This is a genomic window from Halomonas sp. ANAO-440, assembly GCF_019915905.1.
In the GTDB taxonomy this organism is placed as follows: domain Bacteria; phylum Pseudomonadota; class Gammaproteobacteria; order Pseudomonadales; family Halomonadaceae; genus Halomonas; species Halomonas chromatireducens.
The window spans coordinates 1-20,431 of sequence record NZ_JAHXBV010000010.1; the positions used below are offsets into that span (position 1 = coordinate 1).

The following is a 20,431-nucleotide window of genomic DNA, read 5'->3' on the forward strand; positions in this document are numbered from 1 at the left end:
CCTCCATTATGAGGCTTATCGGGGTGTCCGCTCCAATTGGACCACTTCAACTTGCAGCCGGCCAGCTCAAGCTGCATGAACAGCGTTTTACACTGCGTCCGCTGATTGAGCAGGCACTGGAAGACAACGCCCTGTATGCCGAGAGCTTTGGGGTCGCCCTGTCGCTGGTGTCACCTGCGGCAAACGGAGAGGTGTTACTCGATCCCGATCGCTTCGCCCAGGTGATGGCCAACCTGCTCTCCAATGCCAGCAAGCATTCACCGGCCGGTGACACAGTTTCGGTGTCACTGATGCACCTGCGGCGTGGCGGGAAGGACTGGCTTGAAATCACAGTCAGCGACCGAGGTGAGGGGATCCCGCTGGCCTTCCAGCCTCGGGTCTTCGAGCGATTTGCCCAGGCCGATGGCTCTGATCGGCGACGTGTTGGTGGTAGTGGGCTCGGGCTTGCCATCACTCGCAGCCTGGTTCATGCGATGGGTGGGGAAATCGACTTCACCTCGGTGCCGGGTGAAGGAACCTGTTTTCGGGTGCGCCTGCCATGCCTCGCGCCAATATATGATGACGTCGACCAGGAGGCGATATGAGTGCGTCCGATTCTGCTCCCCGTATCTTGATGATTGAAGACGAAGAGGACATCGCCTTTCTGATCCGCTTCCTGCTCGAACGTAACGGTTATCAGGTCTCCCACGCAGCTGACGGTCGTCAGGCATTGGAGGCCCTCGCCTCATCGCCGCCGGTGGGGCTGGTGTTGCTCGATATCATGCTGCCCTACCATGATGGCCTCGAGGTGCTCGAGCGTTTGCGTGGTTTGCCGGCCTGGCAGGATGTTCCTGTGCTGATGCTTACCGCCAAGGCCCGTGAAGCGGACATCGTGCGCGCCCTCGAGTTGGGCGCCGACGACTTCGTGACCAAACCCTTCCAACCCGACGAGTTGCTGGCGCGGATGCGTCGCTTCATGAGGAGGCGTTGATGCGTCGCTGTTGTTTCTGCCAGGGTTGCGGCTGGCTTGTCGGCAGCTGGCTTGCTGCCTGCCTCTCCGCTGCGCCGGCTTTTGCCGAGGAGCGACGGACCGAAGTCGAAATCTCCCAGCGTTATGAATGGGTCGACAGCGGGTTTGCCGACTGGCAGGCCCAGCGGCTGGATTGGCAGACAGGGCAGCCGGGGGCCATTACCTGGTATGGAGCGGCGCTGCGCGAGCGCCGCTATGCGCTATGGGACCAGGGTGTCGAGCTCGGGGCAGCTGTTCCCCTCGGTGATGATTGGGTGCTGCAGCCCGAAGTGGGCAGCGCTTTCAGCCCCGACTTTCTTCCCGACTGGTACGCCGATCTGCGTTTGCAGAGTCGTTTGACGGCGGGTTTCGTCGGCAGTACAAGCCTGCGACATACCGAGTACGTCGACTCGCGGGTCGACCGCCTGGCGCTGGGTATCGAGCGGTACTGGGGTGCGTGGCGAATGGCCTATACCCTCAACGTCAGCGATGTGCAGGGGGCGGGTACGCCGGTAGGCCATGCCGTGGCGCTGGACCATTACTATGGCGAACGCAGCGTGGTGGGTCTGCGCGCTGGTCTGGGTCGTGAAGAGGAGGTCGTTCGTGATGGCGAGGTGACCGTCTCCTCGGTTGCCGCCTTTGCTGTGCGTGGCCGCCACTGGTTTCACCCGGAGTGGGCGATTAACTGGGAGCTTGGGGCCTTGAGTCAGGGCGATATTCATGATCGCTATGGCATGCAACTGGGCCTTCGCCATGCCTTTTGAGCCGGCCGCGGTGTGGCATCAGGCTGTCGATACCCTGGCTTGGATGTCGCTCATGCCCGATGACCCGGTGCTGCGGCTTGCGATATACAGCGCGCTGGCTCTGGTTGCCTTGACCCTGCTGGTGATGGTCCAGGTGCTGGTGCTGTCCGAGCTGGCGGGCCGCCGCGAGCGTCGTCGAAGGGCCTTCGTGAATATATGGCGGCCGCAACTGGCGATGTGGAGTCTCAGTGAGCCGGGTTCGGTGGCGGTGGGCGGGACGCCACGCAGCAAGCAAGAACAGCTATGGTTCCTGTTGCTGTGGAGCCGCGTGCAGCGACAGCTACGTGGTTCGGCCCGTGAGCGTCTCAATACCATGTTCGATGCCCTGGGCATGACCGACTGGGTGCTTGCCATGCTCAGGACCCGGGCGGTTCACCGCCAGCTTGTGGCGCTGAACTGTCTGCGTTACCTGGCTGACGTGCGCCACTGGTCGGCGGTTTCGCCGCTGCTAGAGGTGCGCAACCCGGTAGTGGGTATGGCAGCAGCCCAGGCGCTGGTGGCCATGGACCCGGCGCGTGCCATGCAGCGTTTGATACCGCTGGTTGGCGAGCGGCGGGACTGGGCTATGCCGCGGCTTCGTGCCCTCTGCCAGCAGGCCGGTCGCGACGCCGTCGGCACGCCGCTGCTGGCAGAGCTCGAAAGCGCATCGACCTGGTCGCTCCGGGTGGTAGCACTGATCGACTGGGCTCCCCCTTCGCGAGCGGCGCCCTGGGCGAGGCGTTGCTTGACCTGGAGCAGCGTAGAGGAGGACCGCGAGGCGATCGACGCCACCCGCTGTGCAGCGCTGCGTTGCCTGGGTGAGCTACGCGACCCGCGTGACCGGATGCTGCTCGCCTCGCAGTTGGACAGTCCCTCGCCTGAGGTGCGCCTGGCAGCGGTACAGGCGCTTCGTCGGCAGGCCGGCACCGAGGACATCACTCTGCTGGAAGCCCGGCTCGCCGATAGCAGCTGGTGGGTACGCCAGGCCGCGGCGGACTGTCTGGTGGCATTGCCTGGAATAGAGCCCGAGCGACTCACTGAGCTGTTGGAGCGTGTCGAGGATCGCTACGGGCGCGACGCACTGCGTCGGGCCATGGCCGAGGGGGTGCGCTGATGTCGGGTGGTGGCATGAGCATCAATTGGCTGTGGTGGGGGCAAGTAGGTTTCATCGGCTACTTCCTGTTGCTAAATGGGGGCTACCTGTCGCTTAACCTGCTGTCTATGGTCAGCCTGCGGCGTTACATGCGCCAGCGTGCCGAACTCGGCGAAGAGGCTCCCTACCTGGGGGTTGAACCCGCAGTCTCGGTACTGGTGCCGGCCTACAATGAGGCGGAGACCATTCGCACCTCGGTGCTGTCGCTGCTGCAGTTGCAGTATCCCGAGTTCGAGGTGGTAGTAATCAATGATGGTTCAAAGGATGACACCCTGGCGGTGATGCTTGAGGCCTTCGAGATGGAGCCTCATCCCGAGCCGTTGCGCCGTGCGGTGCCCCATCAGGAGGTGCGGGGGATCTATCGGTCGCGGCGTTACGCCAACCTCAAGGTGCTGGACAAGGAGAATGGTGGCAAGGCGGATGCGCTCAACGCCGGTATCAACGCCTCGCGGCATGGCCTGTTCTGTGCCGTAGACGCCGACTCAATCCTTCAGCGCGACAGCCTGCTGCGGGTCGTCCAGCCATTCCTCGAAGATGAACGGACCGTAGCCGCCGGGGGCACGGTGAGGATTGCCAATGGTTCCACGGTGCGCGGTGGCTTCCTGCTCGAGGCGGGGATCCCCACCAGCCTGCTGGCGCGTTTCCAGATCGTCGAATATCTGCGTGCCTTCCTGTTCGGGCGCTTGGGCTGGTCGCCGATGAATGCGGTGCTGATCATCTCGGGAGCCTTCGGGCTGTTCGATCGTGAGCGGGTGATGGCGGTGGGTGGTTATTCGACTTCGACGGTGGGGGAGGACATGGAGCTGGTAGTGCGCCTGCATCGCCATCACCGCCAGCGGCGCATTCCCTATCGCATCAGCTACCTGCCCGATCCGATTTGCTGGACTGAGGCACCAGAGGATCTCGGTACCCTGGGCCGCCAACGCAGCCGCTGGCAGCGTGGCCTGGCTGAGAGCCTGAGTCGCCATGTGAGGCTCGCGACAAGCCCTCGGGGTGGAGCTCCGGGGCACCTCGCCTGGCCCTTCATGGCACTGTTCGAATGGCTGGGTCCACTGATCGAATTGGCCGGCTATGCATTTATGATTGGCGGATTTTCCTTCGGGGTGATCTCGCCGGTGGCGCTCACGGTATTCCTCCTGGTGGCTATTGGCATGGGTATACTGCTGTCGGTCAATGGTTTGTTGCTCGAGACCCTGTCGTTTCGTGTATATGCCCGGCGCCGAGACATGCTGCGGCTGTTCCTGGTGGCGATACTGGAGAACTTCGGCTATCGCCAGCTCAATACCCTTTGGCGCTGTCGCGGGCTCTGGCAATGGTTTACGCGACGCAAGCACCAGTGGGGCGCGATGAGGCGTAGCGGCCAGTGGGGGCAATGAACCAGCTGTCTCACTCGGGTGCCAGCAGAGTCTCAACCAGGGCGTGCAGCCGTTGCTGGAATTGCCCGCCGGGTGACGGTGGCATCGGGTCAGAGGTGATGGCTACGGTCAGTGCTCGTTCGGGAATCACATAGAGTGCCTGGCCACCGTAGCCACGGCCATAGTAGGCCTGTTCGCCGCCCAGGCGGGTGACGAACCAGCCGTATCCATAGCCGTCGCTGGTCCAGGCCGAGGTGCCTCGGGGCGTCCACGAAGCTTCCACCCAGCCTTCAGGCAATACACGGGTGCCATCGATCACGCCATCGAGCCGGTAGAGCTCGCCAACCTGTATCAGCGCCAGAGGTGACAGCTGCATGTCATTGCCACCGAAAAAAATGCCTTGTGGATCGCGGAGCCAGGCGGGAATGGCGATGTTCAGCGGGTCGCCGAGAAGTTGCCTGGCCAGGGAAAGCGTGCTGTCGCCACTGGCTTGGGTTAATGCGGCAGAGAGCAGGTGGCTCGAGCCGGTAGAGTAGAGCATCCGTCCGCCGGGGTGGTCGACGAAAGGACGCATGAGGGCATTCGCGACCCAGTTGTCGCTTGCTACCCAGGCGCCATAGTTGGCGCCGGAGGTGCGTTCGAGCCCGGCCTGCAACGAGAGCAGATGACCGACGGTGATATCTCCCACCCGGGGATCGATGTCATTGGGCACCAGGGGGCCGAGCAGGTCCACGACGGGCTGGTCGACGCCCTCGATCACGCCTTGCTCGATGGCGGCGCCTACCAGAGCGGCGAGCACGGTCTTGGAGAGAGACTTGATATTGGCCGGCTGATCGCTCCCGGGGCCGGCATAGGTACGTTCGAGCACGATCTCTCCGTTCTGGGCGACAACGAGAGTGTGCAGGCGTGAGATGTCGCCGGCTTCGGATTCCAGGTGCTGGAGAGCACTCTCGCTCAGCCGCTGGGAGCCGGCTTCGCTGGCAAGTGAATGGCAAGTCGCCGCCAAGGCCAGCATAATAGTGAGAAGTATCGGATACCGTTTGGGTAGCCGCCTTCGCAGTGTCGCCGCTGTCATGGTTCCCTCCTCGCTATCCGTCCAGGTGTCGATGCACTTGCGGTCCGAGTTTCGAGCCGGGACGGGATGATTGGTTCCCCTGCCGGGTGCTGTACAGCAGCAGGGGCCCTGGCATGGCTGCGGGCATTTACGCGTTCCCTCTCGCCAATGAGGCACCATGGCTAAATTCGAAGTGATCGGTACTGCCAGTATTCCTGGGAAGGGCAGTGAGCTGCGCCTGTTGCAGCGCAATGACGAATTCTCCATTCGCATCGCGGGCAGTCCAGGTGAGCTGATGAATACCCGCCTGCACGGCTCCGAGGATGCCTTGGCCGAGCTCGCCTGCGAGCGTATTGCCAATCGTGCCGGTATCCGGGTATTGATCGGTGGCCTTGGCATGGGGTTTACGCTGGCGGCCGCGCTACGCTCGCTTCCCGACAGCGCCGAGGTGGTCGTCGCGGAGCTGGTGCCCGGCGTCGTCGACTGGAACCGGGGGCCGCTGGGTGCCGCTGCCGGCTATCCCCTGAACGACCCTCGTACCGTCGTCAGCCTGGGCGATGTCGGCGAGCTGCTGCGTCGGGAGCCTGGCGGCTTCGACGCCATCATGCTCGACGTCGACAATGGTCCCGAGGGGCTGACGCGCAAGGAAAATGACTGGCTATACTCACCTCAAGGACTCGCCGCCGCCCAGGAGGCGCTGCGTCCGGAGGGCGTCCTGGCGATCTGGTCGGCGGGGCAGGACCCCGCATTCACCGAGCGCCTGCGCCGGGTCGGACTCCTGGTGGAAGAGGTCACGGTACGTGCCCATCGGCCGGGCAAAGGGGCCAAACACAGGATATGGCTTGCTTGTTGATATGAATTCTTTCGTGGTCACACTGCGCTGGGTATGCCTTCTGCTGATTGTCCTGCTGCTTTCCGGCTGTACCGGTCGTGTCATGCCACCTGCCCCGGCGGAGCTTGCTCAGCCGCTGGATGTCTACCTGATCGATCACGGTCGTCATGCCAGCCTGGTCCTGCCCCGGGAGGAGGGCGGCATGGTTCGTTACAGTTACGGGGAATGGCGGTGGTATGTGGAAGGACGCCGCCACTTCCTGGCAGGCGCCGCGGCAATGCTGGTGCCGACCACCAGTGCACTGGGACGTGGCATTCACGAGGACGTGACGGGGCCCGGCGACTTTTCGAGGCTGGCGCCGGAAGGCCTGGTCCGGACCTATCCACTCCAGGCAGAGGCAGCCCGGGTCAGGGCACTACAGCGCCGACTCGATGCGCATTTCGAAGGTGAGGTCGAGCCGGTATACAGTGAAGAGTTCGGCCTTCATTTCGTGCCGCACCCTCGAGCCTACTGGGCCGCCCACCAGTCGAACCTGGTGGTGGCGGGATGGCTTCGCCAGCTGGATATCGATATCCAGGGCATTCCCTGGTACTCCCGCTGGCGGATCGAATCGCCGCAGGACGCCCGCTGATCGCCGCTGCACATTCGTCCGGTCAAAATTCACGTTGCCCCGCGCTTCGGCGTGACGCGCCATAAGGCAGACAACATGCTGGAACTTTCTCGTCAGGTCATGCTTGCCGACCACGAAATCGACATGCAGGCGGTACGTGCCCAGGGCGCGGGCGGCCAGAACGTCAACAAGGTGTCGACGGCGATTCACCTGCGCTTCGACATTCGCGCGTCCAGTCTTCCGGAAGGTTTCAAGGAGAAGCTGCTGGCGCTCAACGACCAGCGCATCACCCGTGACGGGGTGGTGATCATCAAGGCCCAGTCGCACCGTACCCAGGAGCGGAACCGTACCGAAGCACTCGGTCGACTCAAGGCCCTGATCAAGAGCGTGATGTACGCACCCAAGAAGCGGGTCGCGACCCGTCCGAGCAAGGGGGCCAAGCAGCGCCGGCTGGACAGCAAGAAGAAGCGCGGCAAGCACAAGGCCATGCGTGGCAAGGTGGAAACCTGAGCATCCGTCAGGCGGCGCTGTTGCCTTACCCTCACACCATTCGAGACATCTCATGACCGCTGTTGATAACGCTGCACCCATGCCATCCACCACTGAACGGCTCTCCAAGCGGCTGGCGCGACAGCTGCCCTGCTCACGCCGCGAGGCCGAGCTCTACATTGCCGGGGGCTGGGTGATGGTCGATGGCGACATCGTGGAGGAGCCGCAGTTCAAGGTGGGCGAGGAGCGTGTCGAGCTTCGTCCCGGGGCCCGGCCGAATGAGATCCCCCCCGTCACCCTGCTGCTGAACGCGCCTCCCGGCCTTGCTGCCGGCGAGGAGCGAGAGTGGATGCGGGATAGTATCGCGCCGGGAACGCACTGGCTTGACGACCCCGCCGGGCTGAGCCCGCTGAAGGCGCATTTCCGAGGGCTGCAGCCGATGCTGCCGCTGGAGAAAGGCAGTTCTGGTTTGCTGGTCGTTACCCAGGACAGGCGTGTGGTGAGGCGGTTAGATGAGGATACGGCGCGACTTGAGCAAGAGGTGGTTGTCGAGGTCGATGGCACCTTCAGCGACGAGCAGTTGGAAGCGCTACGCGGTGGCAACAGCGAGCCAGGCCGGAAGTTGGCACCCTGCAAAGTCAGCCGGCAGAGCGAAACCCATCTACGCTTTGCTGTGAAGGGGATGGTGCCAGGGCAGATTGAAGCGATGTGCTCGAGCGTCGGGCTGACGGTGCTGAGCCTCAAGCGCCTGCGTATCGGCGGGGTGTCGCTGGGGCGCGTGCCGCCGGGCCAGTGGCGGTACCTGAAGCCTGGAGAGCGCTTCTGAGCTTTTCTGGTTCCCTTTCACCATGGTTGATGCATATGTATGCTGATTCATGACGGTACGCGTCTGTCATCGCTCGATGCCAGGCATCTTTTACCAGAGAGAGGGTCTTGCCAATGTCGGAAAATACCCAGAGCCCACTTTACAAGGACAACCGAGTCAAGGCCCTGGTGGCCGTGGCGCTGCTTGCGGTGATCTGGGCGATCTTTGCCCACAACAGCGCCGGTAATCATCGCGACCGCGGCCAAGCCCTAGAGGAACAGCTGGCCGCGCTACAGGACGATCATCAGCAATTGGCTACTCAGCTTCAGGCGCGTGATGATGCAGGTGAGGACATCGAGGCCCTGGAGGCCCGCCTGGCGGAGCTCAATGAGGAGCAGCAGGCTGCCGAGGCGGCATTGGCCGAGGAGCAGGAAGCCGCCCGCGACGAAACTGCGCGCCTTGAGGCCGAAGTGGCTGAGGTCGAGGGGCAACTGGGTGAGCTTCAGGAGGAGCGTGCCGCTCTTGAAGCCGATATCGAAGCCAACCAGGCTGAGCAGGCCGAGGCACAAGAGGCGCTGGTCGAAGTGCGTGGCGAGTATGAGGCGGTGGAACAGGCTCGCAGTGATGCCGAAGCCGCTCGTCAGGAAGCCGAAGAAGCACGCCAGGAGGCCGAGGCGGCTCGCCAGGAAGCCGAAGAGCTGCGCCAGATTGCCGTCGATGAGCGCCAGGAGGCCGAGGTCGCCCGCGATCTGGCCGATAATGAGCTGGCAGTAATCGAAGAGGATATCGCTGCGGCAGACGAGCAACTGGATACGCTGGGCGCCGAGATCGCTGAGCGAGAATCCGCCATCGACGCCCTAGAGAACGACGTCGAAGCCCTGGAGGCCTGGCGTGACGAGGTGGAACGCGAAATCGGCGAGGCAAGGGAGCTGCGCGAGGAAACCCTGTCCGAGGTTGAAGAGGCGCGTGCCGAGCGTGAGGCTCTGATGGAGGAGATCGAGGATGGGCGCGGTGCCCTGGCCCAGCTCGATGATCAGATCGAGCGTCGCCAGCAACAGCTGCAGCGACTGGAAGCACAGCTCTCTGAATGGCGTATTGAATTGGAGGACCTCCAGCTCCGTACGTCCGATCAGGAGCGAGCCCAGCAGCAGGAGCCTGAGCAGGAGCAGGACGAGGACGAGGACGAGGAGCAGGACGAAGCCGAGGAAGAGGAAGCCGAGCAGTCTTGAATCTGGCGCTAGCCATCAGGAAGCGGAAAAGCGGCGAGCCAGGCTCGCCGCTTGTCGTTTGGCAGGCTTCCTGCGCGTTATACTGAACAGTATTTGCTCAGTTCGAGCGGAGAGACACCCATCAGCACAAGGAGCGAGTCGTGATCGAAGGGGTCAAGCATATCGTCGCCGTGGCATCCGGCAAGGGCGGGGTGGGCAAATCCACCGTTGCCGTCAACCTGGCACTCGCTATGGCCGCCGAGGGGTATCGTACCGGTATCCTTGACGCCGATATCTACGGGCCGAGCCAGGCTCAGATGCTCGGCGTGGCGGAGGGCGCTCGACCGCAGCAGGCCGGTGAGAATCGCATGCGACCGCTGGAAGCTTACGGTCTTCAGGCCATGTCCATGGCCTTCATGGTGGATACCCGCGAGCCCATGGTATGGCGTGGCCCCATGGTGTCCGGTGCCTTCCAGCAGTTACTGACCCAGACGGCGTGGGATAATCTCGATGTGCTGTTCATCGATATGCCGCCGGGGACCGGTGACATCCAGCTGACCCTGGCACAGAAAGTGCCCGTCGACGGTGCCGTGATTGTGACCACGCCACAGGACATCGCCCTGCTCGACGCACGCAAGGGCATCGAGATGTTCCGCAAGGTCAACGTGCCGGTGCTGGGCGTCGTCGAGAACATGAGTCTGCATGTCTGCACCCAGTGCGGCCATGCCGAGCCGATCTTCGGCGAAGGAGGCGGTGAGCGCATCTCGGCGGAATACGAGACCCGTCTGTTGGGCCGCCTGCCGCTGGCCCTGTCGATTCGGGAGCAGGTCGACGGTGGGCGCCCGACGGTGGTAGCTGACCCGGACGGCGATGTGACTGCCACCTTCCGTGCCATGGCTCGCCAGATCGCCGAGCAGGTCGAAGGGCTGCAGGCCGATGAAGGGCCAAGCATCTCGTTCAGCGACTGATACAGTGACTGGGCGTGGCACGCACCCGTGACGCCTGACGCAGGGGCCGCTATCATGGCGGCCCCGATTCGTGATTTGACATCATCAGGACGACCCAATGAGCATCAAAGCCGACAGTTGGATCCGCCGCATGGCCGAGCGGGATGGCATGATCGAGCCATTCGAGCCCGATCAGGTTCGCTACGTCAACGACCAGCGGGTGATCTCCTACGGTACGTCCAGCTACGGCTACGATGTGCGCTGTGCCGACGAGTTCAAGGTATTCACCAATATCCATTCGGCGGTCGTCGATCCCAAGGCATTCGATGAGAAAAGCTTCGTCGACATCAAGGGAGATGTCTGCGTCATTCCGCCCAACTCCTTTGCCCTGGCTCGCACCGTCGAATACTTCCGCATCCCGCGAAGTGTGCTGACCATCTGCCTGGGCAAGTCCACCTATGCCCGCTGTGGCATCATCGTCAACGTGACGCCGCTGGAGCCGGAGTGGGAAGGGCACGTGACCCTGGAGTTTTCCAACACCACCAATCTGCCGGCCAAGATCTACGCCAACGAAGGCGTGGCCCAGATGCTGTTCCTGGAGTCGGACGAGATCTGCGAGACGTCCTACAAGGACCGGGGCGGCAAATATATGGGGCAGCGGGGCGTTACTTTGCCGCGCACCTGAGGCGCCTGGCGGCGCCAGTCGCGATGGAAACTCGGGGCGCCGAACCGAGCGCTCCAACAGCTGCCTTTTCCACCGACGGTGCCACGTCGCTGTTGGAGTATCTTCAGATCACGACTGGAGGCCGCAGGCCTCCTGGCGGTGTTGCCGACGCCAACGATCAGCGCCAGCGCGGCGGCCTCCGCCAGGCTCCTGGGTGTCTACTCTTCGTCCAGTTCCTCGTCGAGCTCTTCCGCCGCATCGGCATGGGAGAGACGTAGCCCCTGGGGCGGCAACCGGGTGCCGTCCAGGGTTGCGCCGTCGCCCTCCAGTTGCAGGCGGCCTTCCAGGAACCACTTCACGGCGATGGGGTAGATCAGGTGCTCCCGGCTATGCACCTTCTGCTGGAGGCTGGCCTCGGTTTCCCCATCGACGATGTCCACGACGGCCTGGATCACCACCGGCCCGCTGTCGAGTTCCTCGGTGACGAAGTGCACGCTGCAGCCGTGCTCGGCGATACCGTCGGCGAGCGCCTTGGCATGGGTATTCAGCCCCTGGTATGCGGGCAGCAGCGAAGGGTGGATATTGAGCATCCGCCCCAGGTAGCGCTGCACGAAGCGCGGGGTCAGGATGCGCATGAAGCCGGCCAGTACGATCAGGTCGGGTTGATGGCGATCGATGACCTTGATCAGGGCGCCGTCGTAGGCCTCGCGGCTGTCGTACTCCCGGTGTGGCAGGGCCACCGCATCGATGCCGGCATCACGCGCCCTCACCAGGCCATGGGCATCCGCCACATTGGAAACGACTGCCACGATCTCGCCGCCGAGTTCATCATGACTCTGGGCATCGATCAGCGCCTGCAGGTTGCTGCCACTGCCCGAGATCAGTACCACTACCCGCCGAACCTCGCTGGGCTCGGGGGTGAAGTCGTTCAGGGTGTCGCTCTGGGGTGCGTCGGGGGTGAAGTCGGGATCGCTCATGCCTTGAGGTTCTCCAGCCTCACGGCTTCCTCGTCCTCTGGGCGTGCCGTGATTTCGCCGATGCGATAGACCGTCTCGCCCTGGGCCTGAAGGTGGGCACGTGCCTTGTCGGCCTGGTCGGCGGGAACCACGACTACCATGCCGATACCGCAGTTCAGCACCCGGTGCATCTCGTGCTCATCGACGTTGCCTTGCTCCTGCAGCCAGTCAAATACCTTAGGGCGCGTCCAACTGGCGACGTCGATACGGGCGCCGAGGGTCTCGGGCAATACCCGCGGGATATTCTCCAGCAGGCCGCCACCGGTGATGTGGGACAGCGCATGGACCGCCACGCCACTCTCCTTAATCAGTGACAGCAGCGGCTTGACGTAGATGCGGGTGGGGGCGAGCAGGGCATCGCCCAGGGACCGGCCATCCACGGCGATATCGAGGGAAGCGCCGCTCACCTCGAGAATCTTGCGAATCAGCGAATAGCCGTTGGAGTGGGGGCCCGAGGAAGCGATGCCAAGCAGTACGTCGCCCTCGGCCACCTTGCTGCCGTCCAGGATCTCGGACTTCTCGACCACGCCGACACAGAAACCGGCCAGGTCGTAGTCGCTGCCTTCGTACATGCCGGGCATCTCGGCGGTTTCGCCGCCCACCAGCGCGCATCCCGAGCGCTCGCAGCCCTCGCCGATACCGGTGACCACGTCCGCTGCGATGTCCACATCCAGCTTGCCCGTGGCATAGTAGTCGAGGAAGAACAGCGGTTCGGCACCGGCGACCACCAGGTCGTTGACGCACATGGCGACGAGGTCGATGCCAATGGTGTCATGCTTGCCAAGGTCCATGGCGAGACGCAGCTTGGTGCCGACACCATCGGTGCCGGACACCAGCACCGGCTCGCGGTAACCTGCCGGCAGTTCGCATAGGGCGCCGAACCCGCCTAGCCCGCCCAGTACCTCCGGGCGCGTGGTGCGTTTGGCAACGCCCTTGATACGATCGACCAGGGCGTTTCCGGCGTCGATGTCGACACCGGCATCCTTGTAGCTGAGCGGTGCCTTGGACGGCTGGGCGGAAGTGGAGTCGGTCATGGCCTGTCCTGTATAAAGTCGCGGATGCGGTTAGTGTAGCGCTGCCGCTCAAATATCGGCATGGCGCGTCGATTGCCCGAAGCGAATCGACGAGCAGTGGGCAAGATCGGGCGGGAATTGTAGCATCACGGCGCACGGCCCGCATTGTCGTGGTCGTCCAACGCAGGGAGTGTGGGATGCGCAGAGAGTGGTGGGTTCTGATAGCTGCAGTCGCGATGTTGTGGCTGCTGTTTCAGTTGGAAGCGATGCTGATGCCGTTCATCGCCGGCATGATCCTGGCGTACCTGGCCGACCCGCTTGCCACGCGGCTGCAGCGCTTTGGGTTGTCCCGCACGCTGGCGGTCTGTGTCGTCTTCCTGTTACTGTCGCTGATCCTGGGCCTGGCGCTGCTGGTTCTGATTCCGCTGGCGGTTCAGCAAATAAGACAGTTCGGCCAGCTGGTGCCCGGCATCTTCGACTGGGTGGAAACGGTATTGGCGCCTCAGATCCGGGGCTGGACGGGGCTCGACGTGGCGTCGGATCTCGCAAACGTGCAGGAGACCCTCGCCGAGCACTGGCAGGACGCCGGCGGCTATCTTGCCCAGTTCCTCGGTCAGATCGGACGATCAGGCATGGCCTTCGTCACCTGGGTGACCTATGTGGCCCTGATTCCCGTGGTGACCTTCTACCTGCTGCTGGACTGGGGGCGGTTGCTCGCGAACCTGCGTAACCTGGTACCACGTCAATGGGAGCCGGAGGCGGTGCGTTTGGTTTCCCGCTGTGACGATGTGCTATCGGCCTTCCTGCGTGGCCAGCTGCTGGTCATGCTGACCCTCGGGGCGATCTACTCCATCGGGCTGACCTTGATGGGGGTGCGTTTCGGTCTCTTGATCGGCATGGTGGCGGGGCTGGCCAGTATCGTGCCGTTCCTGGGCTTCATCGTCGGCATCAGCGTGGCGCTGATCGTGGCCTTCTTTCAGTTCGGTAGCTGGCTGGCGCTGGTTGGCGTCGTGGGCGTGTTTTCGCTGGGACAGGTCATCGAAAGCACCGTGCTGCAACCCAAGCTGCTGGGCGACAAGATCGGCCTTCACCCGGTGGCCGTGATCTTTGCCGTGCTGGCAGGGGGAACGCTATTCGGTTTTACCGGCGTCCTGCTGGCGCTGCCGGCAGCGGCGGTGATCATGGTACTCTTGCGTGAATTGAAGGATCGCTACAAGCGCAGCAGCTTGTACGATGCCGGCCTACGCAAAAGACACGACGAGGATTCTCCATGAGCCGAGCACCGGCGCAGCTGCCGCTGGGAGTGAGTCTGCGTGACGATGCCACCTTCGACAGCTTTCTGCCGGGCGCCAACGCCACCCTGCTGGAGACACTGACACATCAGCTTGACGAGAACGGTGAGCCCTTCGTCTATCTATGGGGAGCGACGGGCACCGGCCGTACCCATCTTCTGCAGGCGGCCTGCCATGCGGCATCAAGCCGGGACCTGCGTGCGCTCTATCTGCCACTGGAGGAGCTGGGACACTTTCCGCCGCTGATGCTGGAGGAGGTCGAGCGACTCGACCTGATAGCCATCGACGACCTGGATGCAGTCGTGGGTCGGAAGCGCTGGGAGGAGGGACTCTTCCATGCCTTCAATCGTCTACGCGATGCCGGCAAGCACCTGCTCATGGCCTCGGCGGTGTCGCCGCGGCAGCTGCCTGTGAAGCTTCCGGACCTGGCGTCACGTCTGACATGGGGCGTTACCTTCCACCTACAGGGCCTCGACGATACCGAGCGCTTGCAGGCATTGCAGCTGCGTGCACGGGTTCGCGGCATGCAGCTGCCAGACGAAGTCGCCCGCTATATCCTGCACCGCGGACCGCGTGGCTTGGGTGAGCTGTGCGAAGCGCTGGCGGTGCTCGACCAGGCCTCTCTCACCGCCCAGCGCAAGCTGACCATACCGTTCGTCAAGCAGGCGCTGGGCTGGTAGGCCTGGGGCGAGCTAGCGACTCAGGTTGACCTCCATGCTCTGGCCATTGCGCAGCGATACCTGCCGAATGATGGCCTGCCGCTGTCCGTTGGCGGGATTCACTACGCTTCCCATCACATAGAACTCACCGGCAGGCAGCCCCTGCAGGCTGAACTGCCCGTTGCCGTCGGTGCGGGTCGTATGGGTGAAGGCCTGTGCGCGGGGATCGGCTGGCTCTACCGCGCGGCCTGCCAGCGCGTGTTCGGCGGCCTCGGCAGAATAGGTGGTAACCGGTGCCACGGCTACGGTTTCACCCGTACCAGGCATGCCGTTCAACGCCAGGCGCCCACTGATTGCGGCAGAGCCCGATCGTTCAAGGCCGGCGTACTCCCGCTCGGGAAAGGCGACCTGGCGGACGACCCTGTCCGGGTCAGCCGGTTCGGTTTCCGGCGGGTGCTCGTCGCCGATGTCGATGACCTCGATGCGCTCGGGCGGTGGCCCGGGTTCCATCATCTGGCAGCCGGCAAGGATGAGACCGAGCAGAGCTACCGGAATCCACGCTTTCATGTGTTGCTTCCTTGTGATTCGCCCGTGCTATACGAGAATAAACGATGTCACCGGTCCGGCGACAGTCTCGTATTCCCATCATAGGTCCATAACAGAAAAGGCCCGCCGATCATCGATCGGCGGGCCTTGTCGTCATGCCGGCCTCAGGGGCCGGCCACCGGCTTTACTTGCTAGCCTTGGTGGCAGTTTCCTGGGCCTGCTTGACGTTGGTCTCGGCCAGCTTCTGGCTCTTCTGCACGAAGTCCTGCTGCAGGGAGACGACCTTCTCGGCGTCGCCCTTCAGGCGCTCGGTCAGGTCCTTGGCGACCTGCTGCTGGCCTTCCATGTAAGCACGCAGACCTTCTGCGTCCTTGACGTTCATCAGGCTGCGCACCTGGGCCAGGCTGGTATCGGAATAGGCCTTGGTGGCATCCAGTTGGGCGTTGACCAGCTTTTCGGTGTAGTCGACGCTCAGCGCGGCAAAAGCGCGGGCCGGGGCGAAGAACATTGACTCGAACTGCTTGGTGTCGAACTGCTTCGTATCGAAGTTGAATGCGTTCATCATGATAGGAACCTCCGGGTTCTTGGTGTGACGTCGAACGGGAGATCCCGCTCTGTTGCAATGCACCATAACAAAGCGTTTTGTGCGCTGCAACATCGATTTTGCAATTTAGCGTAACGGCACACTTCCTGCGCCGGCTGCTCTCCGCGGTGTTGTAGGGAAGTAAGGGGTGGACTCGACCCGGTTACGGCCGTTTCGCTTCGCCAGCAGCAACAGGGAGTCGGCCCGGTGGATAAGCTCGTCCATGGACTGATCCTCATGGTCACGCGAGGCAATCCCGATGCTGATGGAGAGCTTGCCGTTAGCCATCAGGGTTGTGCTCAAGCGCTCGGCGATGGCTCTTGCGCCCACGATATCCGTCTCGGGCAACACGATAATGAACTCGTCGCCGCCGTACCGACCCACCAGATCGCAATCGCGGACCATGGCCAGCGTTGCCTGGGCCACGGTTCGCAATGCCTGGTCCCCGGCCAGGTGGCCCCGCTGGTCATTGATTGTCTTGAAATTGTCGATGTCGAGCATCATCAGGCACAGCGATAGATCGTAACGCACGGACCTGCGGAACTCATTGTCGGCCAGCTCGAGGAGATGGCGTCGATTGTAGGTTTCCGTGAGGCAGTCATGGGTGGCCTGATAGGTCAGTCGGAGGTTGGCGGCCATCAGCTCGCTCGTGCGCTCCATGACTCGGCGCTCCAGTTCCCCTTCCAGCGCCTGTGAATCGTGCTGTGTGCAGGTATTCGAGGGTGAGTCATGGATGATGCCGAGCAGGTGCGTCAAAACACCCAGTGGATTGGCGATCGGGACCAAGAGGAGCTGTCGGCGGACCTGGCGTTGTTTGCCTTCCTGGTCCAGCAAGCAGCAGGTTGCCTCATAGCGAACCGGCATCGCGTCTTCCATGCAACGTATGCAGTGGGCTATCACATCATCGCCGAAGGGTGAAGGGAGCAGGTGGGCCAAATGTTTGCCTACCCAAGTCAGCTTGCTGCCCAACTGGGCTTGCTGTGCGGGATTGACTGCCTCGATGACAAAGGCTTCGCCACCTTCGATTCGCGCGAGAAACATCTGTTCGGGGAAAAACTCCCAAAGGCTCATCACCACTGTGCCAGCATTGCTGCCGAGGCTGGATAGACAAGCCGGTGTAAGCCATTTCGACGATAGCATTGTCGTGCCCCCTCCATTCTGGTGCCTTTCATTTCTTTCGTGCCTTCTTGCCCTGGCACGAGCTCCCTGCTGGTAACGCGATGCAGCAATAATGCTAGTTTTGTGTGTCATGCTCTGCTGCATGGTTTTATTCATTCCTCAAGCTTGTTTTTCTGAATGCTCGTTAGACGGAGGTATGACGGTTTTCACCTTTCGCCACGCCAGCCCTTTTCTACACTTGAATGAAGAAACCCTAAGGATGGGGGGCTGCGATGATGAGAGGAGTCAAGCGATATATCCGTACCCCTAAGAGCTGCAGCTGTCTGTCCTGCCATAAGATGGCGCTGCTCGGTGAAATCACCCGGCCTGCCGTGACGCTGGAAAAGGGGGCGATCCTTGCTAGGCAGGGAGCAGCTCTTTGCAGCCTGTTTGCCGTTCACACGGGCAGTCTCAAGCAGGTCAACGTTACCGACAATGGTGAAACCCTCGTCACGGCGCTTTGCCTGCCTGGCGATATGGTTGGACTGGACGCGATCGACAAGGGTGTCTTTCCGGGCTCGCTCATCGCCTTGGAAACCAGCGGTGTATGCGAAATTCCTTATGAAAAACTTGATGCGCTCTGTGACCGTTCCCGGGAGGCTCGCTGGCTTATTCAGCGTTGCCAAAGTCACGATATACATGATGAGCGCTTGAAGCTTCACCTGCTTCTGCACAGGACCGCCGAAGCTCGGTTGGCCTGCTTTTTCCTGGCCATTTCCGAGCGTTTCCGGCTTCGTGGCTATTCATCACACCACTTCCGGCTGGCCATGACGCGAAGCGATATTGCCAGTTACCTGGGCCTGACCCCGGAAACCGTGGGGCGAACGCTGGTGAACTACCAGCGCCAGAACGTGATGTTAGCGCGCGGCCGCGAGTTTCGTATTCTGGACCTCGAGCAACTGAAGCGACTCGCGGAAGCCAACGGCCGGCGCCACAGGCAGCGCGTCTCACAGTGAGAGGCTGGGCTGCAACGGGGTCGGCTGTCGCGAATGGTGCTCATGGAGCTGGATCGTTCCTCTGTGCTCACGGCACTCCTGTATGACCCGATACTCGTTGTCCTTCTGGGTAACGAAAGCCAGCAAGGGGCGGTGCAATTCGGGCGTCGCATTGGTCTCCAGCAGCCAGGCAAAAAGCCGGCATGTGGTTTCGGCGGCTTCTTCTGCCTCCCTCAGGACATCAAGGCCCATGGCGTCATCCACTACGAAGAGGTGCCGGCTGGTCCGGGCAAGGAATGGCGATTCCTGAGGCGGGGGCAACGAGATGCAGGCGTCGAGTTCGAGCTGCTCGGCCACGCCCTGCAGCATCTGGATGCGCTGCTCGCATTCCATGCCAAGTGCGGCCATCAGACGGCTGATATGGGGAGCGCTAGGAAGAAAGCTGAGCGCCAGCCGCCGATAACGGTTCAGCTCAGCCGTTTCGTGGGTGTGGGCTATGCTGAGCTGTTCCTGCGGTAGAAGGGTGAGTGCTGTCATTTGATCCATGGAGCCTGTTCCGTTGTCGTTATCTGATAGTCATTAGCTGGGGTAAAATTGATTTTGGCTATCCTAGTTAGACTGAACCTTCACTTCCATGATAGTTATCAACTTACGGGTCAAAAGTAGAATTTTGATAGATGATTCGGTTGTTGCTCAGTCATGGTTATTAGATATGTAATTATTTGGTGATCTCGTCCGGTAGTATTGTTTGTTGATTGTAATGGTCATGCCTGAATAGCCGCTCCGGTTTGCGTGATACTTGATTCATGGTGTGCTGGATCAGCTCCATGCAGCATCTTTTTGTAGCGCCAAGGGTGTCGTGTCCCTAGCGGCCAGCACAGAGAAGGCTATGATGAGAGTCGTTCATGAGCGCCTTTGGTGAGAGCCCTGGGCGAGTGCAGTATCGACGGCAAGGAGGGTAGATGAGCGATCATCGTATCGAACGTGACAGCATGGGTGAGCTGAAGGTGCCGCAGGACGCCCTGTATGGCCCCCAGACACAGCGGGCGATCAATAACTTTCCGGTCTCCGGGCAAGAGATGCCACTAGCCTTCATCTACGCCATTGCGCGAATCAAGCTGGCGGCGGCCCGGGTCAATCGAGACCTGCAACTGCTCGATGCCGAGCGAGCCGAGGCTATTATCGATGCAGCCGAAGCGATCATCGAAGGCAATCACGACAGCCAGTTTCCGGTGGATGTCTTCCAGACCGGCTCCGGTACCTCGAGTAACATGAACGTCAACGAGGTGATCGCCCATCTGGCAAGTCGTGATGAATTGACGGTTGGCTCCAACGATCATGTCAACATGGGCCAGTCGAGCAATGACGTCATCCCCACGGCCATCCATCTCTCTGCTGCACTGGAGGTGACGACGCGACTGCGACCCGCGCTGGTGCATCTGCGGGCGATCATCGATGAGAGGGCCTTGGAGCTCGATGGGGTCGTGAAGACCGGGCGTACCCACCTGATGGATGCCATGCCGCTGCGCCTGAGCCAGGAGCTGGGCGGTTGGTCGAGCCAGTTGGGCCAGGCCATCGAACGACTCGACAGCGCCATGCTGCGCCTCTGCCGGATCGCCCAGGGCGGTACGGCAGTGGGTACCGGCATCAATGCACACCCCGAGTTTGCCGAGCGCATTGCTCGTGAACTCAGTGAGCAGACGGGGCTCTCCCTGGAACCCAACGACAGTTTCTTCGCCAGCATCGCATCACAGGATAGTGCCGTTGAGCTCTCCGGGCAGCTAAAGGGGCTGGCGTGCGTGGTGATGAAGATTGCCAATGATCTGCGCTGGATGAACTCGGGGCCGCTTGCCGGCCTGGGTGAGATCGAGCTGGAAGCCCTGCAGCCCGGAAGCTCCATCATGCCGGGCAAGGTCAACCCGGTTATCCCCGAGTCGGCTGCTCAGGCAGCGGCACAGGTGATCGGCCTGGACGCCGCGGTGACCGTGGCTGGCCAGAGTGGCAACTTCCAGTTGAACGTCATGCTGCCCCTCGTGGCCTACAATCTGCTGACGTCGATTACCTTGATGAGCAACACAGCACGCTTGCTGGCCGACCGCGCCATTGCCACCTTCAAGGTTCGAGAGGAGAGCCTGGCCGCGCCGCTGGCGCGCAACCCGATCCTGGTTACCGCGCTCAACGGTGTCCTCGGCTACGATGCCGCGGCGGCCATCGCCAAGCAAGCCTACCAGGCGGGCCGACCTATCATCGATGTGGCTGAGGAGCAGACTGACCTGAGTCGCGAGGAGCTGGAGCGATTGCTGAATCCCGACAGCCTGACCCGTGGAGGGATCCCCGAGTAG

22 protein-coding genes and 1 pseudogene are annotated in these 20,431 nt (G+C 62.3%); 16 read left to right on the plus strand and 7 right to left on the minus strand.

Annotation, left to right across the window (positions count from 1 at the left end):
* The first annotated feature begins 23 nt into the window (after window positions 1–23).
* From KZO25_RS09015 to KZO25_RS09035, 5 genes are read left to right on the plus strand one after another with little or no spacing between them, the layout of a single operon-like run.
* The gene (locus KZO25_RS09015; RefSeq protein ID WP_223136697.1) at window positions 24–584 is read left to right on the plus strand and encodes a sensor histidine kinase; all 561 of its coding nucleotides are present in this window, start codon (window positions 24–26) and stop codon (window positions 582–584) included.
* Window positions 581–970: a response regulator transcription factor gene (locus KZO25_RS09020; protein WP_066446626.1), complete on the plus strand. Its 390-nt coding sequence runs from the start codon at window positions 581–583 to the stop codon at window positions 968–970. Before KZO25_RS09015 ends, KZO25_RS09020 begins: the two co-directional genes overlap by 4 nt.
* Entirely contained in the window at window positions 970–1,752 is a 783-nt protein-coding gene (locus KZO25_RS09025) for a YaiO family outer membrane beta-barrel protein (protein ID WP_223136698.1), read from the plus strand. The genes KZO25_RS09020 and KZO25_RS09025 overlap by 1 nt, the downstream gene beginning before the upstream one ends.
* On the plus strand, window positions 1,709–2,884 hold the full coding sequence (locus KZO25_RS09030) for a HEAT repeat domain-containing protein (RefSeq protein WP_223136699.1): 1,176 nt from the start codon (window positions 1,709–1,711) through the stop codon (window positions 2,882–2,884). The genes KZO25_RS09025 and KZO25_RS09030 overlap by 44 nt, the downstream gene beginning before the upstream one ends.
* Window positions 2,885–2,898: 14 nt before the next feature.
* Window positions 2,899–4,299 carry a glycosyltransferase family 2 protein gene (locus tag KZO25_RS09035; protein ID WP_223136700.1) on the plus strand — a complete coding sequence of 467 codons (1,401 nt, stop codon included), beginning with the start codon at window positions 2,899–2,901 and terminating at the stop codon, window positions 4,297–4,299.
* A gap of 10 nt (window positions 4,300–4,309) precedes the next feature.
* Here KZO25_RS09035 and KZO25_RS09040 read toward each other — a convergent pair whose 3' ends face one another.
* The gene (locus KZO25_RS09040) at window positions 4,310–5,353 is read right to left on the minus strand and encodes a serine hydrolase domain-containing protein (protein ID WP_262488925.1); all 1,044 of its coding nucleotides are present in this window, start codon (window positions 5,351–5,353) and stop codon (window positions 4,310–4,312) included.
* Between the two features lie 157 nt (window positions 5,354–5,510).
* On the opposite strand from KZO25_RS09040, the gene KZO25_RS09045 reads away from it, so the two are divergent.
* The 7 genes and pseudogenes from KZO25_RS09045 to dcd all read left to right on the plus strand — a co-directional run bounded on the left by KZO25_RS09045 (window position 5,511) and on the right by dcd (window position 10,908).
* Window positions 5,511–6,185, plus strand: a complete 675-nt coding sequence (locus tag KZO25_RS09045; RefSeq protein ID WP_223136701.1) for a hypothetical protein — start codon at window positions 5,511–5,513, stop codon at window positions 6,183–6,185.
* A 13-nt stretch (window positions 6,186–6,198) separates the two neighbouring features.
* Window positions 6,199–6,795 carry a hypothetical protein gene (locus KZO25_RS09050; protein WP_223136702.1) on the plus strand — a complete coding sequence of 199 codons (597 nt, stop codon included), beginning with the start codon at window positions 6,199–6,201 and terminating at the stop codon, window positions 6,793–6,795.
* 75 nt (window positions 6,796–6,870) lie between these two features.
* Window positions 6,871–7,284, plus strand: coding sequence for an alternative ribosome rescue aminoacyl-tRNA hydrolase ArfB (gene arfB, locus KZO25_RS09055; protein ID WP_066446644.1), 414 nt, complete (start codon window positions 6,871–6,873; stop codon window positions 7,282–7,284).
* Between the two features lie 52 nt (window positions 7,285–7,336).
* Entirely contained in the window at window positions 7,337–8,089 is a 753-nt protein-coding gene (locus tag KZO25_RS09060) for an RNA pseudouridine synthase (protein WP_223136703.1), read from the plus strand.
* 113 nt (window positions 8,090–8,202) lie between these two features.
* The gene (locus KZO25_RS09065; RefSeq protein ID WP_223136704.1) at window positions 8,203–9,297 is read left to right on the plus strand and encodes a hypothetical protein; all 1,095 of its coding nucleotides are present in this window, start codon (window positions 8,203–8,205) and stop codon (window positions 9,295–9,297) included.
* A 134-nt stretch (window positions 9,298–9,431) separates the two neighbouring features.
* A pseudogene (gene apbC, locus KZO25_RS09070) lies at window positions 9,432–10,244 on the plus strand (iron-sulfur cluster carrier protein ApbC); the annotation flags it as partial.
* Window positions 10,245–10,341: 97 nt separating this feature from the next.
* Window positions 10,342–10,908 carry a dCTP deaminase gene (gene dcd, locus KZO25_RS09075; RefSeq protein ID WP_223136706.1) on the plus strand — a complete coding sequence of 189 codons (567 nt, stop codon included), beginning with the start codon at window positions 10,342–10,344 and terminating at the stop codon, window positions 10,906–10,908.
* 197 nt (window positions 10,909–11,105) lie between these two features.
* Here dcd and purN read toward each other — a convergent pair whose 3' ends face one another.
* Together purN and purM are read right to left on the minus strand one after the other, a co-directional pair.
* A complete protein-coding gene (gene purN, locus KZO25_RS09080; protein ID WP_223136707.1) occupies window positions 11,106–11,864 on the minus strand; it encodes a phosphoribosylglycinamide formyltransferase in 759 nt (252 codons plus the stop codon).
* Window positions 11,861–12,937: a phosphoribosylformylglycinamidine cyclo-ligase gene (gene purM / locus KZO25_RS09085; protein WP_223136708.1), complete on the minus strand. Its 1,077-nt coding sequence runs from the start codon at window positions 12,935–12,937 to the stop codon at window positions 11,861–11,863. The genes purN and purM overlap by 4 nt, the downstream gene beginning before the upstream one ends.
* A 176-nt stretch (window positions 12,938–13,113) precedes the next feature.
* Here purM and KZO25_RS09090 point away from each other — a divergent pair, with 176 nt between their 5' ends.
* Window positions 13,114–14,190, plus strand: coding sequence for an AI-2E family transporter (locus tag KZO25_RS09090; RefSeq protein WP_066446669.1), 1,077 nt, complete (start codon window positions 13,114–13,116; stop codon window positions 14,188–14,190).
* Entirely contained in the window at window positions 14,187–14,888 is a 702-nt protein-coding gene (hda, locus tag KZO25_RS09095) for a DnaA regulatory inactivator Hda (protein WP_223136709.1), read from the plus strand. Before KZO25_RS09090 ends, hda begins: the two co-directional genes overlap by 4 nt.
* Before the next feature lie 12 nt (window positions 14,889–14,900).
* Here hda and KZO25_RS09100 read toward each other — a convergent pair whose 3' ends face one another.
* The 3 genes from KZO25_RS09100 to KZO25_RS09110 all read right to left on the minus strand — a co-directional run bounded on the left by KZO25_RS09100 (window position 14,901) and on the right by KZO25_RS09110 (window position 17,259).
* Window positions 14,901–15,434, minus strand: a complete 534-nt coding sequence (locus KZO25_RS09100) for a carboxypeptidase-like regulatory domain-containing protein (protein WP_223136710.1) — start codon at window positions 15,432–15,434, stop codon at window positions 14,901–14,903.
* A 163-nt stretch (window positions 15,435–15,597) separates the two neighbouring features.
* Window positions 15,598–15,978, minus strand: coding sequence for a phasin family protein (locus KZO25_RS09105; protein ID WP_410505381.1), 381 nt, complete (start codon window positions 15,976–15,978; stop codon window positions 15,598–15,600).
* Between the two features lie 105 nt (window positions 15,979–16,083).
* Window positions 16,084–17,259, minus strand: a complete 1,176-nt coding sequence (locus KZO25_RS09110) for a GGDEF domain-containing protein (protein ID WP_223136711.1) — start codon at window positions 17,257–17,259, stop codon at window positions 16,084–16,086.
* A gap of 194 nt (window positions 17,260–17,453) precedes the next feature.
* Here KZO25_RS09110 and KZO25_RS09115 point away from each other — a divergent pair, with 194 nt between their 5' ends.
* On the plus strand, window positions 17,454–18,110 hold the full coding sequence (locus tag KZO25_RS09115; protein ID WP_223136712.1) for a helix-turn-helix domain-containing protein: 657 nt from the start codon (window positions 17,454–17,456) through the stop codon (window positions 18,108–18,110).
* On the opposite strand, the gene KZO25_RS09120 is transcribed toward KZO25_RS09115, so the two are convergent.
* The gene (locus tag KZO25_RS09120; RefSeq protein ID WP_223136713.1) at window positions 18,102–18,635 is read right to left on the minus strand and encodes a hypothetical protein; all 534 of its coding nucleotides are present in this window, start codon (window positions 18,633–18,635) and stop codon (window positions 18,102–18,104) included. The genes KZO25_RS09115 and KZO25_RS09120 overlap by 9 nt on opposite strands.
* Window positions 18,636–19,051: 416 nt before the next feature.
* On the opposite strand from KZO25_RS09120, the gene KZO25_RS09125 reads away from it, so the two are divergent.
* Window positions 19,052–20,431, plus strand: coding sequence for a class II fumarate hydratase (locus tag KZO25_RS09125; protein WP_223136714.1), 1,380 nt, complete (start codon window positions 19,052–19,054; stop codon window positions 20,429–20,431).